This is a genomic window from Vibrio sp. PSi01 (assembly GCF_054960695.1).
Genome location: NZ_JBHNYN010000020.1, coordinates 21,911 through 46,074, shown reverse-complemented (window position 1 = coordinate 46,074; position 24,164 = coordinate 21,911). Strand labels below are relative to the sequence as shown.

General features: G+C 45.2%; 24 protein-coding genes. 4 read left to right on the top strand and 20 right to left on the bottom strand.

Translation table 11 applies throughout. The features are described from left to right. Positions 1-337: 337 nt before the first annotated feature. Positions 338-1,030 carry an oligogalacturonate-specific porin KdgM family protein gene (locus ACFI6G_RS19585; protein ID WP_010439198.1) on the top strand — a complete coding sequence of 231 codons (693 nt, stop codon included), beginning with the start codon at positions 338-340 and terminating at the stop codon, positions 1,028-1,030. Between the two features lie 261 nt (positions 1,031-1,291). Here the strand turns inward: ACFI6G_RS19585 and ACFI6G_RS19580 are convergent, their stop codons facing one another. Together ACFI6G_RS19580 and ACFI6G_RS19575 are read right to left on the bottom strand one after the other, a co-directional pair. After that, complete coding sequence (locus tag ACFI6G_RS19580) at positions 1,292-1,732, bottom strand: DUF411 domain-containing protein (protein ID WP_010439200.1); 441 nt, start codon at positions 1,730-1,732, stop codon at positions 1,292-1,294. Further along, a complete protein-coding gene (locus tag ACFI6G_RS19575) occupies positions 1,722-4,505 on the bottom strand; it encodes a copper-translocating P-type ATPase (RefSeq protein ID WP_462710431.1) in 2,784 nt (927 codons plus the stop codon). The genes ACFI6G_RS19580 and ACFI6G_RS19575 overlap by 11 nt, the downstream gene beginning before the upstream one ends. Positions 4,506-4,836: 331 nt before the next feature. Between ACFI6G_RS19575 and gltX the strand changes: the two genes are divergently transcribed. Beyond that, positions 4,837-6,264, top strand: coding sequence for a glutamate--tRNA ligase (gene gltX / locus ACFI6G_RS19570; RefSeq protein WP_016767036.1), 1,428 nt, complete (start codon positions 4,837-4,839; stop codon positions 6,262-6,264). A 120-nt stretch (positions 6,265-6,384) separates the two neighbouring features. Here gltX and ACFI6G_RS19565 read toward each other — a convergent pair whose 3' ends face one another. From ACFI6G_RS19565 to ACFI6G_RS19480, 18 genes are all read right to left on the bottom strand, one after another. Next, on the bottom strand, positions 6,385-6,849 hold the full coding sequence (locus ACFI6G_RS19565; RefSeq protein WP_462710430.1) for an Sbal_3080 family lipoprotein: 465 nt from the start codon (positions 6,847-6,849) through the stop codon (positions 6,385-6,387). An 8-nt stretch (positions 6,850-6,857) separates the two neighbouring features. After that, positions 6,858-8,081 (bottom strand): beta-ketoacyl-ACP synthase, encoded by a 1,224-nt coding sequence (locus ACFI6G_RS19560; RefSeq protein WP_010439211.1) that lies wholly within the window; start codon positions 8,079-8,081, stop codon positions 6,858-6,860. Beyond that, positions 8,078-8,803, bottom strand: coding sequence for a 3-ketoacyl-ACP reductase FabG2 (locus tag ACFI6G_RS19555; protein ID WP_016767037.1), 726 nt, complete (start codon positions 8,801-8,803; stop codon positions 8,078-8,080). The genes ACFI6G_RS19560 and ACFI6G_RS19555 overlap by 4 nt, the downstream gene beginning before the upstream one ends. Then, the gene (locus ACFI6G_RS19550) at positions 8,800-9,264 is read right to left on the bottom strand and encodes a hotdog family protein (protein ID WP_016767038.1); all 465 of its coding nucleotides are present in this window, start codon (positions 9,262-9,264) and stop codon (positions 8,800-8,802) included. The genes ACFI6G_RS19555 and ACFI6G_RS19550 overlap by 4 nt, the downstream gene beginning before the upstream one ends. Continuing rightward, positions 9,257-10,456, bottom strand: coding sequence for a beta-ketoacyl-[acyl-carrier-protein] synthase family protein (locus tag ACFI6G_RS19545; RefSeq protein WP_016767039.1), 1,200 nt, complete (start codon positions 10,454-10,456; stop codon positions 9,257-9,259). The genes ACFI6G_RS19550 and ACFI6G_RS19545 overlap by 8 nt, the downstream gene beginning before the upstream one ends. Before the next feature lie 5 nt (positions 10,457-10,461). After that, entirely contained in the window at positions 10,462-11,085 is a 624-nt protein-coding gene (locus tag ACFI6G_RS19540; RefSeq protein WP_010439222.1) for a DUF3261 domain-containing protein, read from the bottom strand. Further along, a complete protein-coding gene (locus ACFI6G_RS19535; protein ID WP_462710429.1) occupies positions 11,082-13,454 on the bottom strand; it encodes an MMPL family transporter in 2,373 nt (790 codons plus the stop codon). Before ACFI6G_RS19535 ends, ACFI6G_RS19540 begins: the two co-directional genes overlap by 4 nt. Then, a complete protein-coding gene (locus tag ACFI6G_RS19530; protein WP_372035874.1) occupies positions 13,426-14,124 on the bottom strand; it encodes an outer membrane lipoprotein carrier protein LolA in 699 nt (232 codons plus the stop codon). Before ACFI6G_RS19530 ends, ACFI6G_RS19535 begins: the two co-directional genes overlap by 29 nt. Further along, positions 14,111-14,614, bottom strand: coding sequence for an acyl-CoA thioesterase (locus tag ACFI6G_RS19525; protein WP_462710428.1), 504 nt, complete (start codon positions 14,612-14,614; stop codon positions 14,111-14,113). Before ACFI6G_RS19525 ends, ACFI6G_RS19530 begins: the two co-directional genes overlap by 14 nt. 73 nt (positions 14,615-14,687) lie before the next feature. Next, positions 14,688-16,235, bottom strand: coding sequence for an HAL/PAL/TAL family ammonia-lyase (locus ACFI6G_RS19520; protein WP_010439231.1), 1,548 nt, complete (start codon positions 16,233-16,235; stop codon positions 14,688-14,690). Beyond that, positions 16,213-18,039, bottom strand: a complete 1,827-nt coding sequence (locus ACFI6G_RS19515; protein WP_010439234.1) for a glycosyltransferase family 2 protein — start codon at positions 18,037-18,039, stop codon at positions 16,213-16,215. The genes ACFI6G_RS19520 and ACFI6G_RS19515 overlap by 23 nt, the downstream gene beginning before the upstream one ends. Continuing rightward, the gene (locus ACFI6G_RS19510) at positions 18,032-18,394 is read right to left on the bottom strand and encodes an ApeI family dehydratase (RefSeq protein ID WP_010439237.1); all 363 of its coding nucleotides are present in this window, start codon (positions 18,392-18,394) and stop codon (positions 18,032-18,034) included. The genes ACFI6G_RS19515 and ACFI6G_RS19510 overlap by 8 nt, the downstream gene beginning before the upstream one ends. Positions 18,395-18,483: 89 nt before the next feature. Next, positions 18,484-19,866 carry an AMP-binding protein gene (locus ACFI6G_RS19505; RefSeq protein WP_462710427.1) on the bottom strand — a complete coding sequence of 461 codons (1,383 nt, stop codon included), beginning with the start codon at positions 19,864-19,866 and terminating at the stop codon, positions 18,484-18,486. Between the two features lie 6 nt (positions 19,867-19,872). Next, entirely contained in the window at positions 19,873-20,430 is a 558-nt protein-coding gene (locus ACFI6G_RS19500) for a COG4648 family protein (RefSeq protein ID WP_016767044.1), read from the bottom strand. Continuing rightward, positions 20,430-20,687, bottom strand: coding sequence for an acyl carrier protein (locus ACFI6G_RS19495; RefSeq protein WP_004739745.1), 258 nt, complete (start codon positions 20,685-20,687; stop codon positions 20,430-20,432). Before ACFI6G_RS19495 ends, ACFI6G_RS19500 begins: the two co-directional genes overlap by 1 nt. 10 nt (positions 20,688-20,697) lie before the next feature. After that, positions 20,698-20,958, bottom strand: a complete 261-nt coding sequence (locus tag ACFI6G_RS19490) for a phosphopantetheine-binding protein (RefSeq protein WP_004736154.1) — start codon at positions 20,956-20,958, stop codon at positions 20,698-20,700. A gap of 105 nt (positions 20,959-21,063) precedes the next feature. Then, positions 21,064-21,834 carry a lysophospholipid acyltransferase family protein gene (locus tag ACFI6G_RS19485; RefSeq protein ID WP_016767045.1) on the bottom strand — a complete coding sequence of 257 codons (771 nt, stop codon included), beginning with the start codon at positions 21,832-21,834 and terminating at the stop codon, positions 21,064-21,066. Next, positions 21,831-22,559: a beta-ketoacyl synthase chain length factor gene (locus ACFI6G_RS19480; protein WP_016784739.1), complete on the bottom strand. Its 729-nt coding sequence runs from the start codon at positions 22,557-22,559 to the stop codon at positions 21,831-21,833. The genes ACFI6G_RS19485 and ACFI6G_RS19480 overlap by 4 nt, the downstream gene beginning before the upstream one ends. Before the next feature lie 93 nt (positions 22,560-22,652). Here ACFI6G_RS19480 and ACFI6G_RS19475 point away from each other — a divergent pair, with 93 nt between their 5' ends. Then, on the top strand, positions 22,653-23,042 hold the full coding sequence (locus ACFI6G_RS19475) for a hypothetical protein (RefSeq protein ID WP_010439254.1): 390 nt from the start codon (positions 22,653-22,655) through the stop codon (positions 23,040-23,042). Between the two features lie 28 nt (positions 23,043-23,070). Further along, complete coding sequence (locus ACFI6G_RS19470) at positions 23,071-24,144, top strand: methyltransferase (protein WP_016767047.1); 1,074 nt, start codon at positions 23,071-23,073, stop codon at positions 24,142-24,144. The last annotated feature ends 20 nt before the right edge of the window (positions 24,145-24,164 follow it).

Here is a 24,164-nt window from a genome sequence, read left to right as displayed (position 1 = left end):
AAAAATAAGTCCTTCATAAAAAACTCTAAATCAAATGTGATTCAACTTACTGAATCTAATTTCGCACCGTAAAATAATGTGATCCCGGTCTGTACATTTTTCCATCTTGAGTTTTTTATCAATTTTTATGTTTTTAAGTAACTGATTTTAATATGTTAAATAAGTTGTTGTTTTTTGATAGTGAGAGAGATCACTCTGCCTACTCTTTTATTTTGAAACGCAAATTAATTCGAGCAACATAGATTTCATGCCAGGGAGGCGACCAACTACTCAAGCGGTGAAGGTGAATGATGTACCGAAGATATGCCGCTGAAAAATCAAACTAAGGCAGTTTACTATGAAAAAAATTATCGCTCTAAGTGCTCTTTCTCTTGCTTTCGCTTCTAGTGCTTTTGCTGGTTCTTCTTACGTAACAGGTAACATCCAAATTCATGACGATGGCCGTATTCACGGTTCTGACATGACCTCTACGCTAGAAGCTGGTCACACGTTTGACAACTCTCTAGGCGGCTTCACGGTTTACTCTGAGTTTGATGGCATCCAACTGGGTAAACTTGAATCTGAAAATGGCGGTGCAGGTAATACTACTCCTGGCATCACTGTCGGTGGTGAGCAATCTTTCAACATTACTGACAACCTATGGGTTGCTGCTGGTTACCAACACCTATTCTCTGCGGGTGAGAGCATTCAGTTCCGTCCACTAGTTAAGATTGGTTACAACTTCGATAACGGTATCTCTATTAGTAACCGTACTCGTGCGCACATTGACGATACTTCTGCTGATGCTGACACAGACTACCGCATGGATAACCGCATTGCTTACACAGTGAATGCTGACCTAGCGCTTAGCTACAACAACGTATACATGATTGATGCTGAAGCGATGGACCACGAGTTACGTGCAACATGGACTCGTCAAGGCGTTCAACCTTACTTTGAGTTCCGTAGCCAAGCTAACGGTGTAGATTTCGCAAACGGCGACTCTAAGCAGAACAACGCCTTCGTATTCGGTGCTTCTTACGGCTTCTAGCTGATTCACTTGGCTGTTTAGTCGATTAGATTATTGGCCAAGTGAGCTTCTTCGTTAATTAGCTTTTTGTTAAATAGCGTATTCGCAAACTAGCGACGAAAATACAGCGGCACTAACAGCCCGGTTAGTGCTGCGATAAGATTTGCTTTACTGTCCAAAAGCAAAGAGCCTAGCAAGTAAACCACAGTCTTGGGTTTGCTTAATGCTAGGCTCTATTTTTATAACTTCTTAAATATTGCTGTGTGTCGGTTTATTTACGCTCTAATTACCATTGTAATGACGGTATTCAAACACCTGACCTTTCTCGTTAAACGCATACACAGAATACTCGTCTTTCTTATCGCCATGCTCCATTCCCGGAGAGCCCATAGGCATACCAGGAACAGCCAAGCCAATCGCATTACGTGGTGGGTTTTCTAAAAAGGCCTTCACGTCTTCTGCTGGAATGTGCCCTTCAAATACGTAACCGTCGATCTCTGCCGTGTGGCAAGAGGAAAGCTCTGGCGTTACACCTAGCTTTTGTTTGATTGGATTCATGTCATCGTGGAGCTTCTCTGTAACATCGAACCCGGCATCTTGCATATGTTCTGTCCATTCTGTGCAGCAACCGCAGTATGGTGATTTGTGGTTTAGAACATCAGTAGCTAAAGCTTGTCCTGAAATTGCAGCGAGTGCTGTAAGAGTCATAACTTTACGAATCATGGTTGACCTCATGAATATGGTTTTTATTGATATTAGAATGAGTGGGCTTGAACAATCTCAGCCTGTTGGCATTGCTCACCACTGTAATTGACGACATCGCCATCGCTGCGCCTGCAACGACTGGGCTTAGTAAAAATCCGAAAAATGGGTAGAGCACACCGGCCGCGATAGGAATACCAAGTGAGTTATAGATGAAGGCACCAAAGAGGTTTTGCTTCATGTTTCTCACGGTCGCTTGGGACAGCTCTATCGCGTTACTGACAGATAAGGGCGACGAGTTGAGTAGCGTCATTTGAGCACTTTCAATCGCGACATCGCTGCCGCTGCCCATTGCTATACCTATATCCGCCTGAGCAAGTGCAGGCGCGTCGTTAATCCCGTCTCCGACCATGGCTACGCTCTTATACTGTTGTTGAAGCTGAACAATATGCTGAGCTTTCTGCTCTGGAAGCACCTCCGAGATAACCTCGTCGATACCGACACTTTTACCTATCGCTTGAGCAACAGAACCGTTGTCGCCTGTTAACAGCACGGTGTGAATTCCGGCGGATTTTAGTTGAGCAATGGCTTGTTTGCTATCTATTTTTAATGCGTCTGAAATGCCAAATATACCTTCCAGTTTTTGATCGATTACAACGAAGATGGGTGTCCATGCTTGTGTACGACAAAGCTCGATAAAGTCCGCGCCAATTTTAGTCTCAATGCCGAGTTGGGTGAGGTACTTTAGAGAGCCGACTTGAACGTTTTTGCCGTTAATTATTGCTTGTACGCCAAGCCCTCGTTGATTTTCGAAATCACTATGGGGTAGTGCTGAAACTTGTAAGCTCTCTGCATATTGGCAAACGGCTTTGGCTAATGGATGCTCTGACCCTACCTCTACCGAATAGGCGTACTCTAGCAGTTCTTGCTTTGATAAATCGCCATAAAAGGCTTGCTGAACGGTTGGCTTACCTAGGGTTAGGGTGCCTGTTTTATCAAACACGACAGCATCAATTTTGCTTGCAGATTGCAACACATCGGCATCTTTGATCAGAACGCCAAACTCAGCGGCTTTGCCAACGCCTACAGTAATTGAGAGCGGCGTTGCTAGGCCTAAGGCACATGGACAAGCGATGATCAGCACGGTAGTCGATACTACGAGCATATAACTGGCGCTAGGTTGTGGGCCAACAAAAAACCAAACTAGGGCGGCAATAGCTGCGATAGCGACCACAACCGGAACGAAAATAGCTGAGATGGAGTCTGCAAGCTTAGCAATCGCAGGCTTGCTGCTTTGTGCTTGGCGAACCATCTGAATGATTCGAGCCAACATGGTGCTTGAGCCAATCCCAGTTGCTTCAATGATTAAGCTGCCATCACCATTAATGGTTCCTGCTGAAACACCATCATTAATCGATTTAACGTTGGGAAGCGGTTCGCCAGTCAGCATCGACTCATCGATATAAGATTCGCCAGATACCACGACACCATCGACAGGGACTTTTTCTCCCGGTTTCACTCGTACTTGCATACCGACTTGGATGACCTCTACGGCGATAGTTTGCTCTTTACCATCGACGATAACCACGGCTTTTTGAGGCTGTAAGTTTATCAGCGCCTGTAAAGACTTAGTGGTACGTGCTTTGGCTTTGGCTTCAATGTAGTGACCCAAAGAAATAAGGCCAACAATCATGGCGCTGGCTTCAAAATAGACATGACGAGAAGCTTCAGGGAACCACGATGGGATCAGAACAACCAACATTGAATAGAACCATGCTGCGCCTGTACCCAGAGCGACCAAGGTATCCATGGTCGCACGTTTATGCATCAGAGATTGCCAAGCATTGGTGAAGAAGCTGCGACCTGAGGTTGCAAGCAGTATCAAACAAACGACACCAACCAAGCCCCAAGTCAGTTGGTCGTTAAACGTGGCAATGGTCATGCTGCCACCGAACACGCCCCAAGCCATTAGCGGAGCACCGATAAGCAGCGCACTTACTGAGTTTCTAAGAAAGGCTTGTTGAGTAGAAAGTTGTTGTTCTTGCTGTTTTTTTTGTTGAGTTGCCGCGTCATCAACGAACTCGGCACCATAACCTGCGTTTTTCACCGATTCTATGAGAGCGTTCTCGATGACGTCACGTTTTTTAGACGTGAAGACCAAGGCTGTCTGCTCTGCGAGGTTGATCTGAGCTTGGTCGACGAACTCATTCTTTTTCAGCGCTTTCTCTACCGAAGAAACACAACTCGCACACGTCATTCCCTCAAGAACCAGGTGATAGGTATATTGGCTAGCAGCAGGTTTATCTTGTGTCGGCTCCACTGGCGCTGTTTTTTTATCGTCTTCTGAATCTGAATTAGATAAAGGCTCATTAACTTCAGTGTAGGGAGCCGCGTGATAACCCACGCTTTCGATCAGCTCAATAAGATCGGGTTCTGAAAGCAGAGTAACCAAGGACAATTCATGTTTGCTGATTTCTAGGTCTGAGATTTGCTCGGTGTGTTCAAGTGCTTGAGTCAGCTTGCTCACGCACTTACCGCAGCTAAGACCGGATAACGAAAGGTGTAGTTTATTGCCCATGCTATAACCAAGCGTCGCTAACTTTTCGTTGAGTTGAACGTAACTAAAAGGAGTCGAAATATCGATGTATGTCGGCGATATATCATTGATCGTCGTATTGTCGACTTCGCCAAACAGTGTGCGAACTTTCTTCGCACAACCCATGCAATTTAGGCCGTTGAGCGCAGTTGTGTAATGGTTCATATCGATACTCCAATTCTCATCTACGCCTAACATAAACCTTCCCGTAAGGGTAAGGTCAAACATAAATTCAAGAATTTGATATTAGTGGCATATTAATGGGTGGGGTACGCTGGTGAAATAAGCGGGAGTTAAAGAAAAGCGTGGCTATAATTTATTGGCTCAGACTATAGATTTGCTACATCGAAGCTGAATTTGGCCTTTCTACAGTGGCTTTCGCACAAGATCCGCGCATTAATCATTCACTACTGATTGTAGATTTAAGCGGTGGTGATAAAATAGCGCCCAAAATTTAGTGATATTTGGCTATTACAGACTTTGTATTAGACCCCACTAAAAGAATCACCTACATAATCAAGGTATTTAAATGACGGTTAAAACTCGTTTTGCTCCTAGCCCAACTGGCTATCTTCACGTTGGTGGTGCACGTACTGCACTTTACTCTTGGCTATTCGCTAAGAACCAAGGTGGTGAATTCGTTCTACGTATCGAAGACACGGACCTTGAGCGTAACTCTCAAGAAGCGGTTGATGCAATTCTAGAAGGCATGCAATGGATGGGTATGGAATGGGATGAAGGTCCTTACTACCAATCTAAGCGTTTTGACCGTTACAACGAAATGGTTGATAAGCTACTTGCTGAAGACAAAGCATTCAAATGTTACGCGTCTAAAGAGCTGCTTGACGAAATTCGTACAGAGCAAGAAGAAAACAAGGAAATGGCTCGTTACGATGCGAACCACCCTAAAATTGTTGCAGCAAACAAAGCAGCAAAAGAAGGTGATGCGTGCGTTATCCGTTTCCGTAATCCTAAAGAAGGCAGCGTAGTATTTGATGACCAAATTCGTGGTCGCATTGAAATTTCTAACAGCCAACTTGATGACCTAATCATTCGTCGTACAGACGGCGCTCCAACTTACAACTTCGTAGTTGTAGTGGATGACTGGGATATGGGTATTACACACGTTGTTCGTGGTGAAGATCACATCAACAACACACCTCGTCAAATCAACATCTACGAAGCACTAGGCGCGCCAGTTCCAACTTTCGCTCACTGTGCAATGATTCTTGGTGATGACGGTGCGAAACTTTCTAAGCGTCACGGTGCTGTTTCTGTAATGCAATACCGCGATGAAGGTTACCTACCAAATGCACTGAACAACTACCTAGTTCGTTTAGGTTGGTCTCACGGTGACCAAGAGATCTTCTCTCAAGAAGAGATGATTGAGTTCTTCAGCCTTAAAGCAATCAGCAAGTCTGCATCTGCATTCAACACTGAAAAGCTACTTTGGTTGAACAACCACTACATCAAGACTTCTGAGCCTGAGTACGTTGCAAAATACCTGCAATGGCACCTAGACGCACAGAAGATCGATACAACAAACGGCCCAGCGATCACTGAAGTGATCAAGCTAGTTGGCGAGCGTTGTAACACGCTTATCGAACTTGCTGAGCAGTCTCGTTACTTCTACGAAGATTTCTCTGAGTTTGAAGCTGGCGCAGCTAAGAAGCACCTACGTGGTGTTGCTAAAGGCCCACTAGAACTTGCTCTTGCTAAGGTTGAAGCACTTGAAGATTTCACTACTGTAAACATCAAAGATGGTGTAATTGCAGCGGTATGTGAAGAGCTAGAGATCGGCATGGGTAAAATCGGTATGCCACTTCGTGTAGCAGTAACAGGCGGTGGCCAGTCTCCTTCTGTTGATGCTGTGATGGAGCTTGTTGGTAAAGAGCGCGTAATCGCTCGTATCAAGATGGCTCTTGAGTTCATCGCTGAGCGTGAAGCTAACGCTTAATTGAGCGATTGCTAGATTTAAAAAAGGGTCAGTAACTTGGTTACTGACCCTTTTTATTTGTCTTGAGCTTCGTCGCTTAGAGCTTTGCCGATTAGAACAGTGTCGATTAGAGTTGAATCGTTATAGCTTGTCGTCAGTAATCAGTTGGGTCGCTTGAGCCGCTGTTTTTTTATCGAACAAGATATCCATCATCGCTTTGATGCGTTCGATATCGTCGCCAAACTTTGATAAATTGCCGCTATTGGGCGCCTTAAATTCTACGTTGCCTACGCGCTGTTGATCTTGATAAGCTGAGATCTTGGCGTCTGCCACAAAGGTTCTGAAATCCCAACTCCAGCGAGATACGTAATCAAGCGTAATATCCTCTGGGTTATGTTCTGAACCGTCTGCAACGACTTTACATTTCACCTGATTGTTCAGGCACCAGTCGAGCATGGAATCGAGGAAAATGCTGCGTGTTTTTACATCTTCTACGATAGTGATATTTTCGACGTTATTTGCTTCAGGAAGTGCATTTCCTGAATACTTCGGGGCACTACAACCTGCGAGCAAAACGATAACAGCAACAACTAACCAGTTTTTCATTATCTATCCTAGATTTTTTTGAAGATGATTGAAGTGTTGATACCGCCAAAGGCAAAGTTATTGCTCATTAGGTATTCAACATTTAATTCACGGCCAGATCCTGTGATGTAATCAAGCTTGCCGCAGCGTTCGTCGATGTTCTCAAGGTTCAATGTTGGGCTGAACCAACCTGAATGCATCATTTCGAGGCTTAACCAAGCTTCAATCGCACCACATGCACCAAGTGTATGACCAAAGTAGCTTTTCAATGAACTGATTGGCACTTCGCCAAAAATGTTCGCCGTAGCATTACTTTCTGCAATATCGCCTTTTTCAGTGGCGGTACCGTGCGCAGAAACATAACCGATTTTTTCTGCCGGAAGTTGCGCATCTTTCAGAGCTTTTTCCATACAGATTTGCATGGTTTCCATCTGAGGTTGGGTCACATGAGCAGCATCGCAGTTGCTGGCAAAGCCGATGATCTCCGCGTAGATCTTTGCACCACGAGCCACGGCATGTTCATACTCTTCAAGAACAAGCGTGCCGGCACCTTCACCAATAACTAAGCCATCGCGCTCGCTGTCGTAAGGACTAGGGGATTTTTCTGGCGTGTCGTTTTTTAAACTGGTAGCAAAAAGGGTATCGAAAACAGCAGACTCAGTTGGGCATAGCTCTTCACCACCACCGGCAACCATTACGGTTTGGTAGCCGTGTTTGATCGCTTCATAGGCGTAACCAATCGCTTGGCTTCCTGAAGTACAGGCACTGCTGGTGGGAATCACGCGGCCGCGCAGGCCAAAGAACAATCCTACGTTTACCGCTGCGGTGTGTGGCATCATTTGCACGTAAGTTGTTGCGGTGATCGCTCGTGTCGACTTCTCGTTGAGCATTACGCCAAACGCGCCTACAGCATCAGTACTGCCGGTTGAAGAGCCGTAAGCAATGCCTGTTTCGCCATTGGTCAAAATGTCGTGGCCAATCAGCCCTGCTTGCTCTAGTGCATTTTCTGTCGCAACGGTGGCTAGACGCGATACACGGCCCATGCCACGTACTTGCTTACGTTTATAGTGTTTAGGCAGTTGGAAGTCATCAATGGGCGCAGCTAGCTTAGTGTTGAGGCCATCATACTGCTCAAAGCTTGGCATATACTGAGTGGCATTTTCACAGGCTTTTAGTTTTGGTTCGATGTGCTGCCAATCATTACCAAACGCGGTAACACCAGACATGCCAGTTACAACAACGCGGCGGGTCATACTAAGCCTCCATTGACTGAAATCACTTGGCGAGTGACGTAGCCTGCAATATCAGACATTAGGTAGCTGACTAGGCCTGCCACTTCTTCCGGCTCACCCATTCGGCGCAGTGGTACTTGAGGAAGCGCATGATCTTTCACATGCTCATCCACCATACCTGTATCGATCAAACCCGGAGCGACACAGTTTACTGTGATTTTACGTTTCGCTAGCTCTAAAGCCAGAGACTTAGTTGCGCCAATCACGCCCGCTTTTGCTGCTGCATAGTTGGTTTGACCGCGGTTACCCATGATGCCGGATACAGAAGCCAGAGTAACAATTCTACCGCCTTTGCGTTTTTGAACCATAGGCATCACGCACGGGTGAAGAACGTTGTAGAAGCTGTCGAGGTTGGTATGGATAACGCCGTCCCACTCTTCTTCCGTCATGGCTGGAAATGCGGTGTCACGAGTAATACCGGCATTATTCACAACACCATAGTAAGCGCCATGCTCGGCAATATCTGACTCAAGTGTTTCGCGACATTCGCTGCGATTACTGATATCAAATTGGATTAGACGTCCAGCACCACCGAGCTCAGTGATCGACTTTAATGTGTCTTCGGCACCCTGTTTGTCACCCATGTAATGAACGGCGATTTCAAACCCGTCTTTTGCGAGTTGAATAGCGATCGCTTTACCAATGCCTTTGCTGGCACCAGTGACTAAAACCTGTCGGGTCATGATGGGCTCCTAGTTTTCATTTCTTGTAATTTTTGTTCGGTCGGCACGTAGACGTTGAGTTGGCATTGAGCCACTATCTCACCTTGGTCTTCGACTCGGGCGGTAAACACAGCCATGCCACTGTCTTCCATCAGTTGCTCGGCGTAGATATCAAGGGTCTGACCTTGAGTGAACTCATCACACAGTGACTTGTAACGGCGAGAACCCAGCAAGAAGCCGATCGGGGGAGCAGTGCTGTTTTTTAATGCGTGGTATCCAGACCACGCGGCAACCGACTGCGCCATAAACTCGATACCAACATAAGCGGGTACGGTTTGAGTGTCTGCGTTAAAGAACAGGTTATGTGCTCCAATATCCACTTGGCAGTGAATCGATAACGCCTCTACGCTGATGGCACGATCGATTAATATCATCGGGTCATCATGTGGGAGAAGTTGGTCTACAGAGGGGATATCAGTCATTTACTACACCAAAAATCAGGCTAATGTTGTTGCCACCAAAAGCAAATGAGTTACTTAAGATGTTCTTTACTTTAAGTTTCTGGGCACAGTTTACCAAATCAATCTCAATATCCTCAGCTTTATCCTGACATTTTTGTAAGGGAAGCGGTAAGTCATATTTTAAAATATGCCATGCTATTGCAGCCTCTATCGCACTTGCAGCGCCAAGAGTATGCCCGGTGAGCGGCTTGGTTGAGCTAACGGGAACCTTGTTTGCAAAAATACGATGAATGGCTTTGCTTTCCATCGAGTCATTGAGCTGTGTTGCGGTGCCATGAGCATTGATGTAACCAATGTCATCCGCTTGTAACTGTGCAGAATATAAAGCTTTTCTCATAGCTTGTTCTGCGCCATTTCCTTCAGGGTGGGGCGCTGAAATGTGGTGTGCATCAGAGCTATCACCACAGCCTAATAAAGCAATGCTAGGTATATTCTGGTTTGTATCAGCGACATTCACTTTTGTTTTACTGAGCAACATAAATGCCGCTGCTTCACCGATGTTGATGCCATTTCGAGAGGCACTAAATGGCTGACAATGTGTGGTCGAAAGTGCTTCCAGACCATGAAAGCCATTGAGCGTCAGCTTACACAAGGTGTCTACACCTCCAACCAACACAGCATCAGCCATGCCTGAATCCAACAAGCGTTGAGCGGCCAGAAATACACGGCCACTGGACGAGCAAGCGGTCGAGATTGCGTAGCTTGGCCCTGTTAATGAGCAATATTGACTAACAAACTCAGAGGTATTCCCTAGCTCTTGTTTTGAGTAGTGATAGTGCTCAGGAAACTCACCGTTTACCAATTTATGTTTGAAAGCGGCTTCACCATCAGAAATCCCCGAGGTGCTTGTGCCGATAATCACAGCAATTCTATCTGCGTCAAATTGTGACTTTGCTTGCTCGATAGAATCTTTGATTTGCTCAAGAGCCGATAAAGCTAACTGATTGTTGCGAGTAGCGTATTCGGCAAGGTGCTGAGGGATTTCAGGCAGTTCACCAGTCACCTTACCGATGACAGTCGACTTGCCATCATTCAGCATATCACTGACTTCAACCATATTGGATTTACGTATGTCTTTGAGGCAGCCGTGAATGTCAGCAACGCTCGAGCCTAGCGCCGAGTGGAAACCACAATCTTGGATGTAAATAGGCATAGTGTTCAGCTCTTACTTGGGTTATCAGTAATCGTTGAGTTCAACGTTTGTATGGTGATGGTGTAGCCTTGGACCAAATGCTTGAAAACAATGTTTCCAGAGAGCTTCGGTTCATTAGTTTTTGCTTGATACTCGATACGAATAATGGCTCGTTGGCTACTATCAAACACGGTTCTTGTACTGTTAGAATCGACTATGTGCCAACCTATATTTTGCATAGGCTGAGTCCACGCTTCAACTGGCCATAGAGTCAGCATTAAATTGAATAGCACCTGCTCCGGTTGTGGCAAAGTTGCACCAAGCCCAGACAAAATTTGCGTATCAATCACTTGGTCTTGGTACTGCAGTGACAAAATTCGAGTGCCCCAAGATGAAAAACCAGCTAGCACCACTTTATCTGGTGTCACTTCAACTTGGACAGGAAGTTGTTGAGTTTCGTCTTGCCAGGTTGCGCTAATCAACTGACTTGCCGTAAATGAAAATTCAAGCTCAGAAGGCAAGGGTAAGGTTAATTCGGTATCATTGTCGACAGACACACTTGCGCCAGCCGGCTGCTGAGAAACCATTGAACAGGCAGTGAGTAGAATACCCACTAGTGTGGCGAAGGTTATCTTATATATCTTGCTCATCGAAAAGCCTCTCGAGAGGTTGGTCGTTCTACGTTTTTACTACTGTTGATCGCGAGCGGCGAAAGTAGCCACGCGACAAAGATCCCTGTCAGAACAGTAACACCGAAGCTATGAATGGCATGAGTCTGACTTAGCGACAATAAGCCAAATGAAAGCAACGTTGTGAGACCCGATAGGGTAATCGCTAATAAGGTGCTTAGTGATTTTTTCTGCTCAGCAAAGAACAGGGTATAGTCGATACCAATCCCTAAAATTAGAATGAGTCCAAGCAGGTTAAACAGATTCAGTGTCGAGCCTAAAATGCCCGTGACCGCTAGCCCTGCGACTCCGGAAATCAATGAAGGCAACAGCATTAATAGGCTTTGCTTCACACCGTAGCGCCAACCTAAAACCATTCCAATTGCTACCAATGCTATCAATAGTAGTTCGGTGATCTTGACTCTATATTCAGCAAAAAGCGACGAGATTTCATCGGCTTTATTAAGGTATTTAACACCTTGTTGCTGAGCAAAGCTTGAATCGAGCCATTGAGAGAACAGTGCTGAGTTTGTAACGTCTTTGATCAAAATGACTGACGCCGCTTGTCCATCGATAGGTTTTAACCAAAGTGGTCGAACAGGTTCTGACACCGGTGATTCTAAAAATCCAGATACTGTGATTGCTTCGAACTTAGGTAATTCTGGAAAGCTAGGCCAACCAAGCGTGTTCTGTAAGATATGGCTTTGCTGGCGATAGAGTTGTTCAACCAATTGATAGTTATCATGCTGGTCTTGTTTACTTAACAACTGCTGATTGATGCTGCGATATCCTGAGATACCTTGGCTATCGATTAAAGAGTCTAAGCTCGCGGTGATTTCCGACAGTTTTTTGAGTAGCTTTTGGTCGCTCTTGGCAGTCACCAAAAGCATACTTTGATCACTGCCTAATCCTGATATCTCAGTAATGGCTTGTTCTTGCTGTTTGAGTTGATTAGGCATCGCTTGAAGTTGACGAATATCGTCGTCGTAGCGAATTTGGCTGAGTGACATCAAGCTAACGACAGTCACTATTAATGGTAAGCCAATTCTAAATTTTTGGTTGCTCCACAGGCTTAACCAAGTATGCCAAAGCTTCGACAAGGGAAGAGGGCGTTCTTGGCTTGGTTTTGCCGCTAAAACCGGATACCAACACACCACACTGGCGTAAGCGGCGAACAGTCCAATCGACGAAAAAAGAGCAAGTTGCTGTAAACCCGGGAAAGGTGCCACCAACAGACCTAGGTAACCAATCAAGCTGGTGATCAGACCCAAGGTGATCGCAACAATAATATGTTTCAAGCCTTTGTCGCTTTGCCACTTGCTTCCTGCTGCCAAGCGATCAGTCAGGTAGTGAAAGGAGTAGTCGATGGATACGCCAATCAAGCTGGCACCGAACACCAAACTAAACAGGTGAACCTTGCCGAAGATAGCGACGGTACTTGCCAGCGCGACCAATAAGCCGCTACTGATTGAAAGTAAGGATAAGGCAAGTGGGAGGGCGCTACGAAATGTTAGCCACACCAATAAAATTACACCTACCGATGAGCCCAAACCAATGGTGCTGATTTCTGATTTCGCACTTTCGGTACCGTAATTGGCGTAGAACACCACACCGGTATGCTGCACTTTGACACCAAACTGCTTTTCGATCTGGCGCTCAATTGAATCAAGATCTGGAAGCTGCTCTTGAATCGCTAAACTATAAGGCGAACCTGCCAGAGTCGCAGTCACCAAAATATGAGTTTGCTCATTAGACTGGACTGTGAGGTAGCCTTCTTTCAGAACAAAGTTGCTTGATTGAACGCCAACTGCACTGATGTAGTCGCGAAATAGCAGAAATGGGTCGAGAGATAGCTCTGCTGCAGTGACGCCTGAGAACGGATTGTACAAAGATTGAATGACATATTGAGCTCGCGAATCCGGCGAGTAGGTCAGCGTCTCTTTTTGTTGTTGGGTTAGAAGTTGAGCTCGGTGACGAAAATAGAAATCGCTCCACTGGCTTTGAGTGCTGGCGTTGATTTTGCCTTGAACTTGCTTAAACAGAGTTGGCTGATTTGAGAAAGCTCTTTGGTTAAGTTTTTTTTCAAAAGCGTCAGTCGCTGTCATAGCCTGTTCGACGTCGGAGGCACTTATGATAAACACCACTTGCTCACTCATCGAGCTAGATATTTGCTGAAAGGCTTGCTCTACCATGGGGTCTTGCTGGTTTTCTGGCAGCAATTTCATGATGTTGCTTTCAATGGGTACTGACGAAGAAAAAGCGAATTGTTTGATCAACAATCCGCTAAATAGCATTACGACAACAAGCCAAGCAAGGGCTAGGCTAGAATTGGAATTGTTGCGCTTCAGCATCTGATAATACTTCCGGTAGATGGCTTAACTGGCTAAATTCGATCACTGTGCTATCTCCACGAATTTCCTTTAGCTCAATGCGCTCAATATCATTGTGTCCTTGCAGCGTGATGGCTTCAAACACCGCATTCATTGGAGAACTTTTTGGTATTAGAGTGAGTGTCCATGACGCACTCTCTGTGCTTTTATTTGCACTTTCATCTGAGCTTGGCTCGTTCGCTGGTTCAAATGACAGAGAGAATTGTTCTTGAAGTTTTTGCGTATCGCCTTGGAATACTGACAAGAAGATATGGCTGAAATAAAATGCCATTGGGTTTTCTTTGTCAGTAATTATCTTAGCAGGTTGATCAGCAAACCTTTGACTCAGTTTGTTATCTGTGAGCACTAGGCTCACAGGAAACGGGGTTGCTTGCGTCCAAAGTAAACCACTCGACTTATCTAATAAAAACGTTCCTTGTGACGTCAGAGGTTGGGCAAACATTTCCATATTGCGTGTTTGAGTAAACTCGCCACGGACAATACTATTTGCGCTCAACACCGTTTTCAGTTCTGAAATAGAAGTTACGCTAGTTGTGTTCTCATTAGCGGTAGTAAGGCCACTTACCATCACAGAAGCAAGCCCTAGCAGCGCGATGCTAATGTGTTTGCGACTGCGTTTAAACAGACTCATGTTTCACCTGTTGGTTGTTAGAGGCTTGAGATTTATGTTCAGCAGCTAGAGGTAAGCAACCGAATTGGTGCCAATGCTTAACTTTATCGGTAAATATTTTCGGCGAAGCAAAACACATCTCTTGCTCTTCAATGGTTACCGCAACTTGCATGGTATGAGCGCGTGTCATACGAGCACCTGTGTTGGCATCGTGAATTTCGTAGTCAACACGCAAGCGGTTTTCCCATTCAGTTAACTTAGCGGATACCTTGATCTGATGATTAAACGGTATCGCTTTGATGTACTTTACACGCGTGTCGATGATCGGCCACATGTAGCCTGAATCCTTCATCTCATGATAGGTGTACTCAATCTTATCCATCATGATGCGCCTTACTTCTTCAAAAAATCGGAAGTAATTACCGTGATAGATCACGCCCATTGGATCGGCATCTTGGAATGAGGTTACTAAAGTAACCTCAGATTGTAATGGATGAAGGATTTCAGACATAAATCGCTCTCAACAATATTGCGTAAAGGGGTAGCTACTTTATGAGGTTAGCTACTTTATGAAGTTAACCACTCTATGAGTAAAGTGACCAATACTGACTTTGAATACGAGAAATAAAGTGGCGTAGATCGCCTTCAAGCGGACGATCCTCGACAATAAACTCAAACTCTTTGAGTACTTCGTCGCGAATGTGCTTCAGATTTTCACTCATGTGGTGCTCATCAAGCTCATTGTGGCGCTTACGAAGTTCAAGCGCTTGTGTACCCGCGAGAAGTGATGCTGCCGCTACTTGTTCAGTCAGTTCTAGAACACGTAGGCAATCACGAGCCGCTATGGTGCCCATGCTGACTTTGTCTTGGTTATGGCACTCGGTTGAACGAGAGAACACGCTTGCTGGCATGGTGTGTTTCAATGCCTCTGCTGTCCAAGCTGAAACGCCAATCTGTACTGCTTTGAAGCCGTGGTTAATCGGCTTACGTTCGCCTTCTGCACCGGTTAGGTTAAATGGTAAGCCGTTGTTGAACTTGTAATCCATCAACTGCGCCATTTGGCGATCAAGTAGGTCAGCAAGGTTGGCTACTGCTGTTTTTAGCGTATCCATTGCCATTGCGATATGACCACCGTAAAAGTGTCCACCATGCAGTACGCGCTCATTGTCACCATCGATAATTGGGTTGTCGTTGGCGCTGTTTAGCTCGTTCTCGATCATTTGGCGAAGCCAAGGTAGGGAGTCTTGAACGACACCGATAACGTGTGGAGCACAACGCAATGAGTAACGATCTTGCAGACGGTCACTGTTGCGAGGTGGGCGTTCTGCTTGAAGGTCGTCGCGTAACCACGCTGCAATTTGTTGTTGACCAGGGTGAGGTTTCACTGCGAACAAGGCTTCATCGAAGTGGAAGTCATTTCCTTGCATACCCACAGATACCATCGCCGTTATCTTAGTCGATAGTTGTGCTAGGTATTCCGCGCGTTTGTAGGCGATACAAGCCAAAGCTGTCATTACTGACGTGCCATTCATCAAAGCTAAGCCTTCTTTTGGCTTAAGCTTGATAGGGTTAATGCCTAATTCTTTGTAGACGTCACTGGTCGGGCGAACTTCGCCTTTATAGATAACATCGCGCTCACCAATCAGTGCTGCCGCTAAGTAAGACAACGGCGTTAAATCACCACTGGCCCCAACCGATCCTTCTTGAGGAATACGTGGTGAGATATCTTGGTTAATCAGAGTAACGATCTGGTTGAGCAGATCGTGAGTCACACCAGATACACCTTGTGACAATGAACACAGGCGCGTTGCTAATACTGCACGAGATTGTTCGTGAGACAATATTTCGCCTAAACCACAGCCATGAAAGCGCGTTAGATGCAGTGGGAGTTCGTCGACTAGGTTTGGCGGAATCGCAACGGTACATGAATCTCCGTAACCGGTTGTCACGCCATAAATCACGCCTTCTTCTTTCAACAGACGTTCTAAGAAAGCGACACCACGGTCGATCTTAGATGTGAAGGCTTCACTTGAGTTCATCGAAGCTTTTGCGCCTTGTGAGATAGCTACAACATCCTCAATTGTGAGGAGTTCGGCACCAAAAGTGATGCTATTTGGATTCTTTTTCGTCATGGTGCTGGTTGCTCAATGTCCAAAAATTAAAAAAGTTATACCACTGAAGCGGTGCTTTCAGTGTGTAGTGCTGAAGTCGATCTGCGTATTTTTGCACGACTTGCTGTAAAGATTGTTCGCGTGTCTTTCTTGGCAGCTCGATCTTGTCGCTGAAATGCTCGAAATAAACATTAAAGTGCGGCTTAGGTTGTGAGTCGTCACGCAGCCCAAATAATAAAAATACCGGCGCTTTGAGAACAGAGGCTAACATAAATGGTCCTTGAGGGAAGGGAGCTTCCTTACCCAAGAACTCCGCCCATACTGAACGGCTCTCTTTGCTGGTGGAGGTTCTATCGCCAACAATCACAATCCATTCGCCTTGTTCTAGTTTCTGCTGCAACAAGATAGCGGTATCTGGCCCCATTGAGGTCACTTGGATTAGGTTTAAATCAGACTGCGGATTGACTGCTTTCATTACCGAATTAAAACGCTCAGCGTGTTCGGTGAAAACCAGCGCATTGATTTTGATGTTCGAGTGTCTGCGACCCAAAGCTCGGCACAGTTCGATATTACCAAGGTGAGAACCCAGAATCACGACACCTTGTTGGTTGGCTACCATGCTCTCGAATTGCTCTTGACCATGTATGGTGAGGTTATCTACCGAGAAATCGCCTTTCCATGCCGCTAACTTGTCTAGCATCGTATGACCAAAAGAAAGCAGATGGTTATAGCTGGTTAATTCAGTGGGTAACTCAATATTCTGTTGTTCAGCGTAGGTTTTCAGTTGAAATAGATACTGTTCTGAGGCGTTTCGTGCACGTTTTCCCGTTAGATGGTAGTAACCCATCACACCGCGTAAAATCAGATTGAATACGCCTCTGCCTAACAAGGTATAAACGGCCAATAACAGTTTGATTCCCAGCACAGTGCCGCGCTCTTGAGTTCGCGACCAATGGGGTTGTTCTGAACCCATTTGTTCGGAATTTACCTGTCTTGAATCTGCCGAGGAACCTTGGCTATTTTCAGCCGATAAATTGTTCGCTGAGTCCGACTTGAAATGACGAGTAATCAGTTTTGGCGCTCTTGGCAGCATGCCGAAGAACAGTCTTGTGTGCATCCAGCTGATTTTTACGTTATCCCACAGAGCGTCGAAATGAGAAACACCATTTTCAGGATAAATAACTCGTGTCTCAATAAAGTCGATGTCGCAACCTTCCCAGTAAAGGCGAACCAGAATCTCAATATCGAAGTCCATTCGAGACCCAACGTCGTATTTGCTGAGCACTGCCCGTGTTTGGTTGATAGGGTACGCTCGAAAGCCGCACATGCTGTCTTTAATTGATAACGAAAGGGTTTCTATCCATACCCAGATATGTGTCGCGTAGCGTCCGTATAGCCTTGCCTTAGGAACGCTCTCGTCATAAACAGGCTGACCTGATATCAAGCGCTGAGGTTTGTCTTGCGAAGCCTGGATTAATGCGGGTAGCGCTTCAAGGTCGTGTTGCCCATCAGCATCAATTTGAATAGCGTGGCTAAAACCGAGATCTTGCGCTCGCTTGATACCCGCTTTTACTGCGCCACCTTTGCCTTGGTTCTGCTCAAGTGTCACCAGAGTTACGTTTGGATTATCAGCAAGGGGAGTCAAAAATTGTTTGGTCGCGAGTTCACTGCCATCATCAACAATAATGATCGGAAGTTTGAAATTAAGAAGTGATGAGACCACCGAGGGCATGGTTGCGCCGTGGTTAAAGCACGGAATTAGGAAGCAAGCCTTGTAGTTGCTTTCTTCAAGTGCGTGTTGAGAAACAGCCTCAGCGCTATTCACTTTTCTCTCCCAGCTTCATTTTGCCTGAAGAGTGAATCTGTTCGCCGTTGTTTGAGGTGTAACTAAAGCTCAGTTTGTCTTTGTCAGCGTCCCACTTTAATGACAACTGAATAGTCGAGTCTGGCAGGATCGGTTCTTGGAATTTGATGACTTCCATGCCTTTAAAGAAACCAGGGACACTCAGTTCTTGGACTGCGTAGTGAAGTGCCCAATCAATCTGTGTAACACCAGGAAGAATAGGAAAGCTCTTGAAGTGCCCCTTAAAATCGGTGATGTCACCAGCAATATGGAGTGTCAGGGTCGATTCTTTCTCTGCAGTGTCAACAGCAATGACGTTTGGTTTTCTCTTATCCATAGCGTGTGCTTAGAATCCTTGGGCTGAAAATGGGTGTTCTGACAAAAATATAAAAAGATAATCTCAGTGTAAAATACGAACAGCGGTTTCTATGATTTTATTAGCTGTTCGATATGAGAGGTTAGTCGCTTACCTTGGCTGTTGAGGGGAATTTCATCAACAATGCGATATTTTCTTGGGATAGCGATCGGTTCTAACCATTTTCTAAGTTCTGAACGCAGCATCAACCAGAACTTACCTTTACTCATGGTGGTGAGAGTCGCTTGGCCATCCTCTGATAATACCAAAACCGACGCCAAGATTAAGCGTTCAGGTTCTTCGAATGGAATGACGACACATTCGCTTATCCAAGGCAGCTGCTCTAGTCGCTTTTCGACTTCAACCAGTGATACTCGTTTTTCTTCTATCTTGATCACTCGGTCGGTTCGGCCTTTCAATATAAATTGATTCTCCGAGACCATTTCGCACTCATCGGCGGTTTGATACCAGTTATTGTTATCGATGTACGGCGACAATAACTTAATGCAATTCTCACTGTTGAGACTTGCCTCAATACAGTCAAAAAGTTGCCAAGGCGTTTGAGCGCTCTCTTGCTGGCGAAATGCGATGCCACCAGTTTCTGTGCTGCCAAAAACCTCGATAGGAAAATGTCCTAACAAGTTAAGTGCTTGGTGAGCCGATTCGGTGGGCAAAGGTCCACCTGAAGAGAACACACCAGCAAGCTGCGCGGTATTGATTTCGTTCTTTAATCGTTTGAGTAGAGCAGGGCTGCTGATCAGCACACAGTTTTTATTGGCGTGAGACAGAATCTGCTCAGGGTACTCAAGGTTGCTTCGAGCAAATGGAACACCAGAGCATAGTGGCCATAAGATTCTAAACAGCAAACCATAGATATGCTGGTGCGAGACCGTACTGTGGACTCGGTTTCCCTTAAGTAAGTCGCCCCAGTTTTTATCTAGCTGAGCCGTTTCAATATCTAGGTGTTCTAATGTTTTATTGATTGCCTTGGGTGTACCGCTTGAACCTGAAGTAAACAGGGTCAAATGGATTTCTGCCAAGTCAACGGGCGGAAGATTATCGGTTCGAGGCTCGCGTGTTTCGGTGTCTAATAAGGTTTGGATATTGCGAACGTCACTCACCTCAACTTCGCCAATCGAGTCATCAACTAGCAGGCAATCAAACTGTTCGCTTAACTCAGCAAGTGCACAAGGTTGGTAGTTACCCGGTAAGATGATGTGTTTGTTAGCTGCTGCACACGCCAAAAATGCTATCGAAAATAGGTAGCTGTCTTGGGTACAAATCGCGACTCGTTGAAAAGGGGATGAAGATAAAAGGTGTACGAGTCGAGATAAGTCGTCGTTAAATGTTTGCCACGTAATCTCGCTCTTGTCGTCAAAGCAGACAATAGAATCAGGCGATCTGTTCTGACTGAGAAGTTCAGACAAGGAAGTGTAAGAGACGGTTTGGGTCATAACAATTTAACTCTGACGAATGCGCTGTCTTACTACCCACTCTCCTGCAAAAAGTAACCCGGCGAATACATAGCTGAGTAAGCCATTGTATAGGGTCCATATTTCAAGCGGTTGGAAGCAAGTGTAAAGTGCGATTGAGCCATTAATAACGAAGAACAGACACCAAACTTTGGTGACTTTTCGTGTGTAATCAACGCCACTTTGCGGAAGTTCAGGCTCTTGGATGCGAGCAAGGCGTTCGATAATTGTTTGAGGTTGCCATAGGCTTGTAGCAAATACAGCCAACATACAAACGTTAACGATAACGGGATAGTAGGTTAACCAACCATGTTGCTTGAACGTTAACCCTAATACCAACAGAACAATTCCGGCACTTCCACTGATCCAAGCTAAGTGTTTTAGCTCTTTGATTTTAGCCTGACCACCAGTGAAAATGCGTACAGTAAAGATAACGGCCAGAACAATGCCAACGGTTTGTAGACCAAACTTGTTGAGCCCAAAGTAAACCGCTATTGGATAAGTGAAAAGTATGATTGCCGACAATAAAGTCAGCAGAGGACGCATTATGCGTCCTTCAATAGTTCAACCACAGACTCTACAACGTCATTAACGGTGCGTACTGCTTTGAACTCTTCAGGTTTGATCTTTTTACCCGTTACGTTTTGTAGATGTACGACTAGATCAACGGCATCAATGCTGTCTAGGTCAAGATCGAGATAAAGGTGAGCTTCAGGAGTGATATCTTCAGCATCAAGCTCAAACAGCTCAATCAGCGCATCTTTAACCTGGTTGTATACTTCTTGTTGGTTAGCTTGTGTCATAAAGATCTGTCTAGTTGTTCGTTTGAGATGAGATGTAATTAGCTAGGTTTTCAACCGAAGCAAAGTGCTGGCGAGTGTTTGAATCGTCGGCATCGATAACAATGTTATATTTTTTCTTGATAGCAAGACCAAGCTCAAGGGCGTCGATAGAATCCAGTCCAAGTCCATCGCCAAATAGTGGAGCCTCTGTTTCAATTTCATCAATGCTCATATCTTCAAGGTTCAGTGCGTCGATGATCAGTTGTTTTAATTCGTTGTGTAATGTTTCCACTTTGGCCTACTTAGTGCTTTATCTGAAATACTGCTTCAAGGGGGCGATTCTACATTATGCGTTGTATTTTCGAAATGCTGATATCGCCGTCGTTTTATTGAAGAGCTAAATACTTTCTTCGGAAGGGAAAATACTTTGTGCAAGATGATGGTTAAGGCGTCTTGCTGCCGAAGTTAAGTTGTTCGAATTCTCAATAAATGGTGCGACTTCTATTTTACCTTTCACCGCGACATGAAAAAAGGGTTTCGTAGCAGGAACTTGATACCATTTTTTCTCTTTCGTTAAGAATGTCGGAGAAACCGTAATGTGAATCACGCGTAAATCGGTTTGCGTTCGAGTGGCTATTTGTGCTGCACCACGTTGTAATGATGGTTCAATTCCTGGCGTTGTGCGAGTTCCTTCAGGAAAAACAAGCAACACGTTGCCACGTGAAAAACGTTCTTCACAGCGCTCTAAAAGGTCGTCAGGTGCTTGGTTAGGTATGTATCCCGCCGCTTTGACGATCCTTTTCATAAAAGGGTTTTCCCATATTGCAGCCTTAACGAGGCAATCGCATTGCGGCAGTTGAGAGGCGATCAGCACGTAGTCAATCAAACTTGGGTGATTGGCGATGATGATGCAGTTGCGATCTTCACGGAGCAGTTCGGCGCCATCAATTCGATAGTCAATAGCGCCAGTGAACTTCATTATTTGGCAAAAAGCATTGAATGAAAAGCGAATCAGTCGTTGAGCTTTAAGCTCTTTTTTAATGGTGTTAGATGTGGTGAGTGCGATCGACGGCAAGATCAAGAAGCTGAGAACTAAGCCTCCTAGACCAAAGATGGAGAAGCAAAGCCCTGTCGCGAATACTCGCCAATATTGATCGACCTTACTCATTCTTGAGTTCCAGTTTTTACGTTGTTGACCCACGACCAAGCTTGGTGCTTGCCTGCAATCGTCCAACGTTGGGTATCCAAAAGGATATGTTGTAGCGCTTGAAGGCCTTGTGGCAACTCGGATACTGATTGACTTGTTTCTACTGCTCTATAAATAGAGTAGTCATCGCCCGCAGTGAGAATTAAGCCTAACGCGTAATCTGCGTAGTTTTGCGTCTCATATTCCTGGTAGAGCTCTGGCAGAGGTTGGTCGAAATCAATGACTAAAACACGGTGCGATGGATGTTGGTAGAGGTAAAGGTACGCCTCAATCAATGCATTATGGAAGGTGTCTTGTCCGGCCGCTATTGAGGTCAGTGGAATTGGTGCTTTCGCGGCAATCGTTGTGAGGCCAGCAGCCGTGTTGTGTACTGATTGCGAGAATGCCATTGGCGAGGCATCATCACCTTCTAATATAGATTGAATTAAGATGGCGGTTCGGTGCAGTTCACCATGCCGACTGGCAAACACTAGGTAATCAATCGAGGTGTCTTTTAACAGAACCAATGCGGTTTGGACAGCAAGCTTGCTTTGTACGCTCATTCGGCGGCGCATCATTGGCGGGATGGCTTTAAATTCAGCTGTACCATTGTCTGGCCAAGCTAAATTAGCGCTCCATGTTTGCCATTCGGCATCAGAATTAAGACCGGCCGCATTTGCAGACCATTTCTCAATATTAAACGACATTAATTTGGATTGATTTGACATAGAGTATTGATTTGCTTTGGGTCTAACTAAATACTATGCGCGCTTATAAATAAACACAGGTAAGGGATTTAAATGAAATTACTAAAAATAGCCGTTTCAATATTGTTCATATTCGTTCTTGCAGGCTGCGGACGTGTACAGCCAGTAATGAATGTTGAGGATACTCCAGTTGCACTGAATCTTCAAAGTAAACAGGTGAAATCAGCTATTTATGAATCAGCTGAGAACCGAGGTTGGTTGGTTTCAGAGATAAAGCCTGGCTTGATCCGTGCAGAGCTGTATGTTCGCTCACACCATGCTGTGGTTGAAATTCCTTATAGTGACAAATTTTACTCTATTCTTTACGTTGAATCAGAGAATTTGAAGTATGACGATGGTGAAATACACCGTAATTACAACCGTTGGGTTAATAACTTAAACGTTGATATTAAACGTAAGCTTGCACAAATGGCAGCTGAGTAATCCTCTATTATTTAAAGTTAGGTTTTTCGTGTCGGAATATAAATTAGATCCATTCAACGCTTTAGAAGCAAAAACAGAAGCGCAGAAATTGTCTTTCGCTCCCATTGTTTTTCATACTGCCCGTACACTTCGTGATTTAGGTATCTTGCAATCGTTAGATGACGCGGGTATTAGTGGTTTACCTGCGGAGACTCTTTCGGAAATAACGGGCGTATCTGAGTACGGCGTAAAAGTTCTGCTCGATATGGCGTTAAGTGCTCATATTGTTATTTGGGACAAACCTAACTATAAAATGGCTAACCTTGGTTTCTACCTTCTGCACGATGGGATGACCAACGCGAACATGGACTTCACGGCTGATGTTTGTTACGCCGCGATGATGCATTTAACGGAAGCGATTGAAGAAGGCACACCTGCGGGCTTAAAAGAGCTAGGTGACTGGGAAACCATTTACCAAGGTTTGTCTCAATTGCCAGAAAAAGCAAAAGAGAGCTGGTTTAAGTTTGATCATTTCTATTCAGACCGTTCGTTCCCTGTTTTGCTTGAGAAGGTCTTCAGCAAGAAACCTAAGTCGCTTGTGGATATCGGCGGTAATACGGGTAAATGGGCGATGCAGTGCTGCAACCACGACTCAGATGTTGATATAACGATTGTAGATTTGCCACAGCAACTAGAAATGGCAATGGCAAACGCGACACTACATGGCCATCAAGACCGAGTAACGCCATTCCCAGCCAACATGCTCGACAAACAACAAGTGTTGCCGACGGGTGCGGATGTGTGGTGGATGAGCCAGTTCCTTGACTGCTTCTCGCCAATGGAAATTCTAAGCATATTAAAACGAGTTCGCTCTCATATGTCAGAAGAGGCGACTGTCTATATCCTGGAACTGTTTTGGGATGCACAGAAATACGATGCGGCGTCTTATAGTTTAAATGCGACTTCTCTTTACTTTACTTGTTTGGCCAACGGTAACAGCCGTTTTTACCGCAGTGAAGATTTCTTAGAAATCGTTGAGGAAGCTGGCTTTGAAGTGGTGACTCGTACCGACGATATCGGCCTCGGTCACACACTGCTTGAATTGAAAGCTAGCGCGCAATAAAAATAACAAATATGGCTTAA